Origin of the sequence: Aestuariivirga sp., from assembly GCF_044238155.1 — a bacterium.
GTDB lineage: Bacteria > Pseudomonadota > Alphaproteobacteria > Rhizobiales > Aestuariivirgaceae > Aestuariivirga.
Map to the genome: position 1 here is coordinate 1 of NZ_JBIIDX010000123.1, position 10,553 is coordinate 10,553.

Annotated in this window: 10 protein-coding genes; 3 read left to right on the plus strand and 7 right to left on the minus strand. The window is 62.2% G+C overall.

What is annotated here, in order from left to right:
* The 7 genes from ACILRN_RS12605 to ACILRN_RS12635 all read right to left on the minus strand — a co-directional run.
* Positions 1-754: NAD-dependent epimerase/dehydratase family protein (locus tag ACILRN_RS12605; protein ID WP_395688797.1), on the minus strand; the 754-nt coding region annotated here is incomplete at its 3' end.
* Positions 755-788: 34 nt separating this feature from the next.
* Entirely contained in the window at positions 789-2,576 is a 1,788-nt protein-coding gene (locus tag ACILRN_RS12610; RefSeq protein ID WP_395688798.1) for a fatty acyl-AMP ligase, read from the minus strand.
* A gap of 179 nt (positions 2,577-2,755) precedes the next feature.
* The gene (locus ACILRN_RS12615) at positions 2,756-3,289 is read right to left on the minus strand and encodes a hypothetical protein (RefSeq protein ID WP_395688800.1); all 534 of its coding nucleotides are present in this window, start codon (positions 3,287-3,289) and stop codon (positions 2,756-2,758) included.
* Positions 3,290-3,398: 109 nt separating this feature from the next.
* Positions 3,399-4,238, minus strand: a complete 840-nt coding sequence (locus ACILRN_RS12620; protein ID WP_395688801.1) for a sterol desaturase family protein — start codon at positions 4,236-4,238, stop codon at positions 3,399-3,401.
* On the minus strand, positions 4,183-4,989 hold the full coding sequence (locus ACILRN_RS12625; protein WP_395688803.1) for an HAD-IIB family hydrolase: 807 nt from the start codon (positions 4,987-4,989) through the stop codon (positions 4,183-4,185). The genes ACILRN_RS12620 and ACILRN_RS12625 overlap by 56 nt, the downstream gene beginning before the upstream one ends.
* A 2-nt stretch (positions 4,990-4,991) precedes the next feature.
* A complete protein-coding gene (locus ACILRN_RS12630; RefSeq protein WP_395688805.1) occupies positions 4,992-6,065 on the minus strand; it encodes an NAD(P)/FAD-dependent oxidoreductase in 1,074 nt (357 codons plus the stop codon).
* Positions 6,066-6,087: 22 nt separating this feature from the next.
* Positions 6,088-7,044 carry a 3-keto-5-aminohexanoate cleavage protein gene (locus tag ACILRN_RS12635; RefSeq protein WP_395688806.1) on the minus strand — a complete coding sequence of 319 codons (957 nt, stop codon included), beginning with the start codon at positions 7,042-7,044 and terminating at the stop codon, positions 6,088-6,090.
* 128 nt (positions 7,045-7,172) lie between these two features.
* On the opposite strand from ACILRN_RS12635, the gene ACILRN_RS12640 reads away from it, so the two are divergent.
* The 3 genes from ACILRN_RS12640 to ACILRN_RS12650 all read left to right on the plus strand — a co-directional run.
* Positions 7,173-8,186: a diguanylate cyclase gene (locus ACILRN_RS12640; protein ID WP_395688808.1), complete on the plus strand. Its 1,014-nt coding sequence runs from the start codon at positions 7,173-7,175 to the stop codon at positions 8,184-8,186.
* A gap of 178 nt (positions 8,187-8,364) precedes the next feature.
* On the plus strand, positions 8,365-9,525 hold the full coding sequence (locus tag ACILRN_RS12645) for an extracellular solute-binding protein (RefSeq protein ID WP_395688810.1): 1,161 nt from the start codon (positions 8,365-8,367) through the stop codon (positions 9,523-9,525).
* Between the two features lie 163 nt (positions 9,526-9,688).
* Positions 9,689-10,553, plus strand: an 865-nt coding sequence (locus tag ACILRN_RS12650; RefSeq protein ID WP_395688812.1) for an ABC transporter ATP-binding protein, incomplete at its 3' end; no start/stop codon positions are given.

Below are 10,553 nucleotides of genomic sequence, written 5' to 3' on the forward strand. Positions count from 1 at the left end.
CCACAGCCTCTGCGCCATGCGCGACGGCCTCGGCAACGGGGCGCGGCAAGAAGACAGTCCGCACAGGCCCGCCCCGCAAGGCGGCAGCAACCGCGGCAAGATCTGCCCAACCATAGCCGCCAGCCCTGCCGTCACTCACCTCATGTAGGCCCTGCTGGCCAGCAGCAATGGCATTGGCAATGAGTCGCGCAAGGTCACGCCCGTGGATGAGGGAAAACCTTGAGTCGGAGCGGCCCGGAATTGCGGCGATCGGGCCCGAAAGGGCCCGGATGAGTGGCAGCGTGCCGCGGTCACCCGGCCCATAGACGGCGGGCGGCCTGATGATCATGGCGTTGAGCGCGGGCATTTCTGCCAAAATCAGGTCCTCGCCGGCACGCTTGCTAGCCGCATAGGCAGACAGATGCGGTTCACGCGCAGCCAGCGAGGAAACATGGATGAGGCGTCGAAGTGCGGCAGCATGCGCCGCAGAGATGACTGCGCGGGTTCCGTCTGCATTGACCGTGAAATAGCCCTCGCGCGTGGTCGCGGCAATTGCTCCCGCCAAGTGAACAGCTGCATCAGCACCCTTGAGCAGGGCCTTCAGCGCTTCATGATCAGACAGGCTGCCCACGACTGTTTCCACGCCAGCAGGCAGAGCCACAGAGCCAGGCTTGCGAACCAGCGCACGCACACGCTGGCCACGCGCCACGAGCTCGGCCACAAGATGACCCCCTGCAAAACCGGTCGCACCGGTAATCGCGATTGTTTCCGTCATGAACCTTGCAAGCCCCGGCTTACGGCGCCCGGGGTCAGAGTGCGGCCTCAAGGCCGTCCTGTGCCGGGGCAAGCGAGGCCACGGTCAATTCGGCGATTTCACCAGACAGGAACTTCTGCCGTGCCAACGCGCGTGAAAGCTTCCCTGAAGACGTGAAGGGCAGGCTCTTGGGCGGTACAAGAACCACACGGCAGTCAACGCCAGCGCTCCGGTGCACCACGGCAGCAACCTCATGGCGCAAGGCCTCGGCGGCCATCATATCCTTAAGGCGGCACTCGACCAGCACCACGACCTCGTCTTCGCCAAGGTCAGTCTCGACGGCGAAAGCCGCTACATCGCCGTCCCGCAACGGCTCGATCTGCTCGGCCGACCATTCAATGTCCTGTGGCCAGATGTTGCGGCCATTGTGCAGGATCAGGTCCTTGGCGCGACCGGTGATGACCAGTTCCCCCGCCAGCCAATATCCCATGTCGCCGGTGTCAAGGAAACCATCCGGACCGACAACGGCGGCGGTGGCTTCATCGCTCTGGAAGTAACCATCCATCAGGCTCGGTGTCCGCACGAAGACCCGTCCCACGCGACGTTCGTCCAGCACCCGGCCCTCGGCATCCCTTACCTCGACGATGCTGCCTGCGAGCGGACGGCCACAGGCGACGAAACGCCGGACATTTCCACCTGACGAAGGAACCGCCAGCCCCTCGGACTTCAGAGCCGTGCGGTCCACCGCATCAATCCGGATGGGCCGGGGAGCGTCAGCAAATGAAATGGCAAGCGTCGTCTCCGCCATACCGTAGCTTGGCAGAAAGGCCTCGCTCCGGAAGCCGGCCACTGCCAGCCTTTCTGCAAAAGCTTCCAGCACGTCGGGGCGCACCATGTCGCCGCCAATACCTGCCGCACGCAACCGGGAGAGATCAAGGCTCGAAGCCTCACCATTGATGCGGCGGGCAGCCAGGTCGTAACCGAAGCTCGGAGAGTATGTGATGGTGGACTTGTTCTCCGACATGAGCTTGAGCCAGAGCGCTGGTCTGCGGGCGAAAGCGGACGTAGCCAGAAAATCGACGCTCACCTGGCCCAGAACTGGCGACAGGCAGAAACCGACCAGCCCCATGTCGTGATAGAGCGGAAGCCAGGAGAAGCCACGGTCATCGGCGGTCGTCCGCAAACCCTCGCGCAGAATGCTGCGGGCGTTCGCAATGATCGCGCGCTGAGAAATCAGCACGCCCTTGGGGTTCGAGGTCGAGCCCGAGGAATACTGGATATAGGCGGCTTCATCCGGGCCAAAGGGCTCCAGCTTGGATGCAGCCTGAGGCAGGGCCTGAAGCTCTGCATGGGTCAACACATGCGCAACGCCTGCCCGCCCGGCAGCCACAGAAATATGGCCTTTGAGATCATCGCCACAGATTGCCGCCTGAACGCGGGCCGCCGCGAGCATGCCCGCGACGCGATCGATGTAGGGCTCCTTCCCGCCGATATACATGGTGTAGGGCAGCGGGCAGGCTATGAGGCCGGCGTATTGACACGCGAAGAAAACGAACATGAAGTCTGGCCCGGTCTCGGCCACGATGGCTACGCGGTCTCCTCGGTTGAGCCCGAGAGACAGCAGCCGGCGCGCAGTGCCAACCGCCTGGCGACGCAAGTCGGAATAAGGCAGGACTGAATTGAGGGCACCCCGCGCCGAAAAGAAGTTGAAACCGGTCACGCCGCGCGCCGCGTAGTCGAGGCCTTCCGCGAGCGTGTCGAAACCGGCAAGATTCTGAACGAGGCTCCGATTTGATGTGGGCGTCGGCACAGCCGCCGATGCGGCGTCGTCGCTCCGCTTCAAAGCGCTCTGCATCAAATCGAACCCCATTTACTATGTCCGCCGTCCACACCCCACCCCTAACTGCCGGAGGAATGCCCATTAACCCATAATTTTTCGTATCAGCCCCGCCAAGTCGGAGGAAATCAATTGTTGTTTCAAATTGTAACAGACGAATTCAGTTTAGTAATAGAAGTTATAAATCATAATGTTATGCCATTAAAATAAAGTACCGCCGCAAGAATAGCGAGGGCGCCAAACGACAGGCCCGAAAGCCAGGCGAGAACGAGCGATGCCAGACCATAGCCGGACGGTACGGCAGCCTGCGGCAAGGCAGCGGCCTGCCGCTCCCGGACTACCAGCCGGTGGGCCATGTGGCGGCGAATGGCCGCCGCAGCGGCGTCGCGATCAGCAGTTTCAAGCAAGACTTCCCTCTCATCCTGACGGTCCTGGAGGAACCGGTAGGTGCGGTGGTCAGGCTCCATGACCACATAGGAGGTCAGATCAATCCACAGCTTTGGTGTTTCGCCCGGCAGAAGAGTGAGGTCGAACAGCGCCCTGGCCTCCGGCGAGGCCTGAACAGCCGGCAGAAGATCGTCTTTCAGGATCTGTAGCCGAAGCGACTTTGAATCGCGGAGGTCGCGGGCAGCCTCGAAATGAACTGCCTCGGCCAGGCGGGCCTCTCGCAAGGCAATCACCATGGCATCCCTGTCCTGAATGACGACCGGCTTACCCATATTTGGCCATCTCCTCGCTCATCGCCCGGGGCGTCCCAAAACGGGATGCGCGCCCCGGGCAAAATCGCTCCCTGCGACCAGCATGCATGCGGCATGCCAGTTGCGCGCCTCAGCGCTCGCCGAAGGGCCGTGCGATCAAACGCGTAAGACCGCTGTCATGCAACCCCTCAACCCCGATCGGCATCTCAGGGCTGCGTCGGCTGGCGCTGCGGCTTGCAAACAGCCGGTCCCACAGCGACAGCAGTGCCGAATAGTTGGAATCGGTGTCGCGACGAAGGGCGTGGTGATGCACCCAGTGGATCGAGGGCGTGACAATCAGGAAGGACAGCGCCCGCTCAAGGCGCGGTGGCAGGCGTAGGTTGGAGTGGTGGAACATGGCCGAGACGGCCAGAAGTGTTTCGAACACGATCACGCTGATCAGCGGCACGCCCAGCACAATGATCACCCCCGCCCGCACCAGGGAGGACAGCAGCACCTCGCCAAAATGAAAGCGCAGGGCAGAGCTGGCATCGAGGAACTCATCAAGATGATGCACCTCATGGAAGCGCCAGAGTACTGGCCAGACATGATTTGCGCGGTGCCACCAGTAGATCCAGCAATCAAGCAGCACGAGATCAAGACCCAGACCGAGCCAGCCGCTCCACCAGGCCGGCCGCCAGTCAAATGCGTAGGAGACTGCAAATGCAGACAGGGGCACGACCACGGCCCATGACAGCACGGCATTCACCCCGGCCAGCGACAGGTTTTTCGCAACACGCCGCAGACCGCCCAACGCCAGCGCCACCGGCCAGATGCGCTCGGCCACCAGCAGCAGCACCAGCACCACCAGAACCACCAGCCCTTTGTAGGAAAGCAGCAGCGCAAGCGTTTCCATCACCGCGTGTCCTGCAACGTCATGCCGCAGCCTGCCGAGCGGCAAGGACGGCGGCGGCGAATTCAGCAAAGCCATGCCCACCCTCGCCAGCCGTCACATAACGCGGCAAATGCGCCATGATCTTCACATAGGGCCTTATGTTTGAAACACCGATGCCCAACCTGAAGGCTGCGTACATCGGCGCATCATTGGGAGAATCTCCGCAATAGGCAATCGATTGATTGTCACGGTCGACATCAATGCCGAAACAATCGGCGAGAAAGGTTCTGCTCATGGTGAGTTTGTCATGGGCCCCGTACCACGCGTTGACATGGATCGAGGAAACCTTGGCCATTGCACCTTCACGATGGAAGGCAGCCGCAATCTCCTGCGCGGCAGCGATTGGCAGCGGTGGAACATCCTCACAGAAATCAATCGCCACATCGATCTCGCGATAGGCCTGGTCCGAGGCGATGGCGGTGCCTGGAAACTCTGCCAGAACCTTTCGCGCAATCGCCCAGAGGCGCGCCGCGTTGGCGCGGCGTTCATCAGCAGTCTGGGCATAGGCCCGGATCATTTTCCTTTCGGTCTCATCGTAGCGGAAATAAAAGGCGCCATTCTCACCGACCACGCCATCGACCGGCCACTGCCTCGCAATCATGTCGCACCAGCCAGCTGGCCGCCCGGTGATCGGAACAACCTTTATCCCCGCACGCCGCAGGCTCCATAACGCATCGAAGGCCTCGGCCGGAAGCCTGCCATGCAGGGTCAGCGTGTCGTCGATGTCGGTCAGCACGGCCCGCACCCCGGCCAGCAGACTGCGCGGGGCATCTCTCAATGGCTGCATGCTCATATCAGGCTCGCTCTGCTTGGGCCGAACGGCGCGATGAGTGGATCGCGCATCCCGGTGAGAATCTCCTGCGCGGCAAACTGACCCAGAGCTGGCGCCAGCGTCACGCCGGAATGGGTTACGATGGTGTAAAGCCCGTCGCGGGACTGCGGCCGGCCAATTGCCGAAAATCCGTCGGCCGGAGTGGGTCGATAGCCGATCGTGAAGCCGTCCAGTCCAAGCCCCTGCGCGCCTTTCACCATTCCTTCGACCTTGGACTGAAGCTCCTCGGCAAGCGCTTCAGCACTGTCCACAGGGTCATTTCCGGTAAAGTCAGTGCCCGCTACCAAACGGCCACTGCTGGTCTGGCGCAGGTGGAGGCCGGGCGTCATCACAAGGCCGGTCAGCAACCGCGGGGCGGGCCTGCTGTGCGCGAGCAGCCCCGCCGGCGCCGTCAAGCGAAGCATGATGCCAAGGCTGTCCAGCAAAGCGGCAGTGGCGGCCCCGGCAGCCACCACAATTTCGTCGGCATGGATCACGCCCTCCTCGATCATCACGCCACAGACCCGGCCATGCGACTCGACCAGCCATCTGACCGGCGTTCCCGCCATTACCTCGGCGCCCCGCGCCTGCGCGGCAGCAAGCAGGGCCTGGGCCGTGGCAAGAGGCTCAAGCATGCCTTCTCCCGCAACATGATAGGCATGGTCCGGCAGCTGGGTCAGATTGGGCTCGATGTCGCCAATCTCAGAGCGGCTTACCCGGCGGATGGGATGCCCCCAGGCCGCGCGCTCGGCCGCATAGGCATCAAGTTCCGCAGGCGGCAGATCCCAGATCAAGCCACCGCACCAGTCGACGTGCAGACCAGGCACCTCACCCGCGAGGCGCCGCCACTCGGCAATGGAACGCATGCGCAGCTGGAAATAGGGCTCCGGATTGCCCCAGCTTGCATTGATCCACGCCCAGCTGGCGCGCGTGGCGAGTCCGCCCGGCGCGTCCGCCTCGATTACCGTCACCTTGGCGCCGCCCTTGGCCAGATGATAGGCGACGGAGGAGCCGATGATACCCGAACCTATGACGATGACGCGCTTCGGCATGATCCTCAATCCAGACAGCAGATCAGAATTTCACGTGCTGAGCACCCTTGGTGTCCAGCATGGCGCGGGCCTCGTCTGCCGTGGCGATGTCGATCGAGAGCTCTTCGAGAATGTGCCTGATCTTGGCGACAAGTGCCGCATTGGATGGCGCAAGCTGGCCCTTGCCTAGAAACAGGTTGTCCTCAAGCCCAACCCGCACATTGGCGCCCATCGTGGCCGCCATGGTGGTGAAGGGAAGCTGGAAGCGGCCCGCAGCGAGGACCGACCAGTGATACTGGTCGCCGAACAGGCGCTCCGCCGTCTCGCGCATGGTGAGCACGTTCTGCGGGTCAGGGCCGATCCCGCCAAGGATGCCGAAGATCGTCTGTACGAACAACGGCGGCGTCACCAGCTTGCGATCAAGAAAATGGGCGAGCGTGTAGAGATGCCCCACATCATAGCACTCAAATTCGAAGCGCACGCCATGGCCCCTGCCGAGACGCTCGAGAATTTTCTCGATGTCGCCAAAGGTGTTGCGGAAGATCGCGTCCTTCGATGCCTCCAGGTGAGCGCGTTCCCAGTCATGCTTGAAGTCGCTGTAGCGGTTAAGCATTGGATAAAGGCCAAAATTCATCGACCCCATGTTGAGCGACGTCATCTCGGGCGAAAAGCGTTCCGCGGCAGCGATGCGATCATCGATGCTCATGCCCTGGCCGCCGCCCGTCGTTATGTTCACGATGGCATCGCAGGACTGTTTGATTCGCGGCAGGAAGGCATTGTAGGTATCGGGAGCCGGTGAGGGCCTGCCGTTTTCAGGGTCACGCGCATGAAGATGGAGGACGGCAGCGCCGGCCTCGGCAGCGGCAATGGCCTGCGCCGCGATTTCGTCCGGCGTGACCGGCAGATAAGGCGACATCGAGGGCGTGTGGATGGATCCGGTAATGGCGCAGGTGATGATGGTCTTGGATTTCTTGCGCAATGCGAAAGCTCCCCTTGGCATGACTTCGGGGGCAAGTTACCGGGGCCAGGGGGCTGCGTCACGCGGAAGTTTGCCAGATCAGACAAAGCAAGCTTGCGGCAAGGTGCGCCCGATAGGTGTCGCCCAGGTTTTCACTTTTCCGGCGCCCCATGACGTCGATGCTGCGCATACTTCTTGCGGTGGTCTCCGGTATCACGGGCCTTGCTGCACTCTATCTGGTTAACAGCCCCGGCCAGCCTGTCTATGGCAAGGCCCTGGAGGTGGCTGCGATCACGCTATTGCTGGCCATCACGCTGATCAGCACGGTGGGAGACGTAGTGAAGAAGCAGCCCGCGGCAGGCCCGAGCGCCACTCCGCCAGCGGAAGGGCCTGCCACATCCCTCATGTCGAGCGCAGAGGATGGCAACGCGGTTCAGCTTGAGGTCAGCAAGCTTCTGGCGCTGCTGCGCCAACATGCCGAGGCCAACGGCAACTTTTCGAATGTTCTCGAGCGCGCACGTGATGACCTGCACGAGAGCCTCAAGGCCGAACAGGTTCGCATCATCATCTCATATTTGATGATCGAGAACGACAAGATGAAGGCGCGCACGGCCAATCTGCAGGCCAACCTCGAAACCTCGCAGCGCCAGATCGAACGCCTCAAGAACAATCTCGCAACGGCCGAGGCCCAGGGGCTCAGCGATCCGCTGACCGGGCTAAAGAACCGGCGGGGCTTCGACGTGGTCCTGTCATCTCAGGTGGCGGCCTGCCGCAGCGGTGGCCCGCCACTGTCTCTCATCCTCGCCGACATCGATCATTTCAAGGCCATCAACGACCGGTATGGTCATCCGGCAGGAGACGATGTTCTGAAGTGGTTTTCCAGGATCCTCTCGGGGAATGTGAAGGGCCGCGACACTGTGGCTCGCTATGGCGGCGAGGAATTCGCCGTGATTCTGCCCGCCACTCCCCTGGAAAACGCCTGCAAGGTGGCCGCCCACATCAAGGCCCAACTGGAACAGCAGGTCTGGCAAAAGCCTGGCGCGCCCAACACCATGCTCCGGGTGACCGCCTCGTTCGGGGTGGCGGAACTAACCGATGGTGAGGGTACCAGCGGCCTGGTCGCCCGGGCGGATTCCAGGCTGTATGAGGCCAAATCAGGCGGCCGGAACCGGGTGGCCGCCTAACCCACTCCGCTGCCAGTGGGTGATGCCTCATGGGACCAGCCAAACAAGCCCATTGCACGCCGTCGCATGATCGTCATATTCTGTTGAAATGAAAGAAGAAGCCGGATCAACCGGCCGGGGAGTTTTTTTGACGACGCTCGGGCGCTTCTGCCCCAGCGAACACGGAGGAATGTCACGAATGACGAAGCTTACTTCTGCGCAGGAAACCATGCGCGCCGCGGCGCTTTCGCGCCGCACACTGCTGAAATCCGCCGCTGCCTTGGGCGCGGTGGGTCTGGCCGGTCCACTCTATACCCGCAATGCGCTCTCCTCCTCGGGCGAGATCAACTTGCTGATGTGGTCGGACGAGTTCCCGGATCCGGTGATCCCGAACTTCGAGAAGGCCACGGGCATCAAGGTCAACCAGACCCCCTTCTCGCAGAACGAGGAGCAGATCAACAAGCTCCAGGCGACCGGCGGCGAAGGTTTCGACCTCTGCCAGCCGACGCGTGACCGCGCGCCACAGTTCCAGGACCTGGGCGTGCTCGCACCCTTCGACACGAACAAGATGAAGAACATCGGCAATGTCATGCCGTCCATGCTTGAGGCTTCGAGCAGCGTCTGGACGTGGGATGGCGGCCTGCATCACCTGCCGCATTGCTGGGGCTCGGAGGCCATCTCGTGGCGCACCGACCTTTACAAGGGCAACCCCGCTGACCTGAGCTTCGGCTCTCTGTGGGCCGAGGACGTTAAGGGCCATGTTCAGGGCCGTCCGCACTCGCTGCTGCTCGGCATCGGCCTGTGGATGGACGCCTCCGGCAAGCTGCCCTCGAACCGCATGCTCGATGCGTTCAAGGATCCGGATTCGATGAAGAAGATCTACGACCAGATCCTGCCCTTCGCCATCGAACACAAGCCCTGGATCAAGCAGTTCTGGGACTCGGCCGACAACACAAAGTCGGGACTGATGGAGAACGACGTTTGGATCGGCCAGACCTGGGATGGTCCTGCCTTGTCGCTCAAGAAGGAAGGCAAGCCCGTGTCCTATCAGGCACCAAAGGAAGGCGCGATCGCGTGGCTCGACGGCCTGTCGCTCGTCAAGGCTGCGAAGAATATTGATCAGGTCTATGCCCTCCTCGAATACCTGCAGACCCCGGAAGTTTCCGGCGCAGTTGCCGACGGTTCGGGCTACAACCCGGTCGTCACGGGCGCCGATGCTTTCCTTTCGGACGCTGCGAAGAAGAACTTCCAGGAAGCCTATCCGGGCGATGCGCTGAAGAACCTCTGGAACCGTCCGCCGGAGCCGTCATGGTTTGCCGAACTCCGCACGCAGTATGCGGACAAGTTCAAGGCCGCCTGATCAGTACGGTCAATTGCACGACATGGAACCAGCCCCGAAATTGGGGCTGGTTCTTTTTCAGCCAGTGATTGGTTCTACTTGAATTTGCAGCCGCTTCGATAGAAAGTCGGCTAAAGAGGCCGCGTAAGACGGCCAGTCTTTTGTATTCAGGGGTGGGGAGCGCATGAGCGCCGGCGTTGAGCTCGATCATGTTACGGTAAAGTTCGGACAGTTCACGGCGGTGGACGATGCGACGCTTGATATCCGGGGTGGGGAGTTCTTTTCCTTTCTGGGGCCGTCAGGCTGCGGCAAGACCACTATCCTGAGGACGGTTTCGGGGTTTCTCGATCCCTCTGCGGGCCGGGTGAGGATTGGGGGCCAGGACATGTCGGGCATCGGTCCCAACAGGCGGCCGACGGCGCTGATCTTCCAGAATCTGGCCCTTTTCCCGTTGATGACGGTTGCCGAGAACATCACCTATGGGCTGCGGGTGCGCGGCGTCTCGCGCGCCGAGCGCATGAAGAAGGCGGAGGAGCTGCTGTCGCTGATTGCCCTGCCCGACCAGGGGGGCAAGCTGGTGAGCGAGCTGTCCGGCGGCCAGAAGCAGCGCGTGGCGATTGCCCGGGCGCTGGCGGTACAGCCCAAGGTGCTGCTACTCGACGAGCCTCTGTCGGCGCTTGACCTGAAGCTGCGCCAGCACATGCGCAACGAGCTGCGCGCCATTCAGCGGCAGGTGGGCATCACCTTCATCTACATCACCCATGACCAGGGCGAGGCACTGACCATGTCGGACCGCATCGCGGTCATGTCGGACGGCGTCATCCAGCAGGTGGCGGACGGCAAGACCGTCTATGACAACCCGGACACGCCCTTCGTTGCGTCCTTTGTGGGCGAGAACAACCCCTTTGCCGGCCGGGTGGCGCGGGCTGAGGGCGAGTTCGCGCAGATCGAGACGGCACATGGGCTGCTGCGCGGCCGCAACCCCAAGGCCCTGAAGGCCGGAGACAGGGCCATCCTGTTCGTGCGGCCGGAATCCTTCAGGCTCGGCC

What these genes read in the sequence shown, in the direction of transcription:
- ACILRN_RS12615 (WP_395688800.1), bottom strand. Translation starts at nt 3,289, where the DNA reads ATGGGTAAGCCGGTCGTCATTCAGGACAGGGATGCCATGGTGATTGCC.
- ACILRN_RS12620 (WP_395688801.1), bottom strand. Translation starts at nt 4,238, where the DNA reads ATGGCTTTGCTGAATTCGCCGCCGCCGTCCTTGCCGCTCGGCAGGCTG.
- ACILRN_RS12625 (WP_395688803.1), bottom strand. Translation starts at nt 4,989, where the DNA reads ATGCAGCCATTGAGAGATGCCCCGCGCAGTCTGCTGGCCGGGGTGCGG.
- ACILRN_RS12630 (WP_395688805.1), bottom strand. Translation starts at nt 6,065, where the DNA reads ATGCCGAAGCGCGTCATCGTCATAGGTTCGGGTATCATCGGCTCCTCC.
- ACILRN_RS12635 (WP_395688806.1), bottom strand. Translation starts at nt 7,044, where the DNA reads ATGCCAAGGGGAGCTTTCGCATTGCGCAAGAAATCCAAGACCATCATC.
- ACILRN_RS12640 (WP_395688808.1), top strand. Translation starts at nt 7,173, where the DNA reads ATGACGTCGATGCTGCGCATACTTCTTGCGGTGGTCTCCGGTATCACG.
- ACILRN_RS12645 (WP_395688810.1), top strand. Translation starts at nt 8,365, where the DNA reads ATGACGAAGCTTACTTCTGCGCAGGAAACCATGCGCGCCGCGGCGCTT.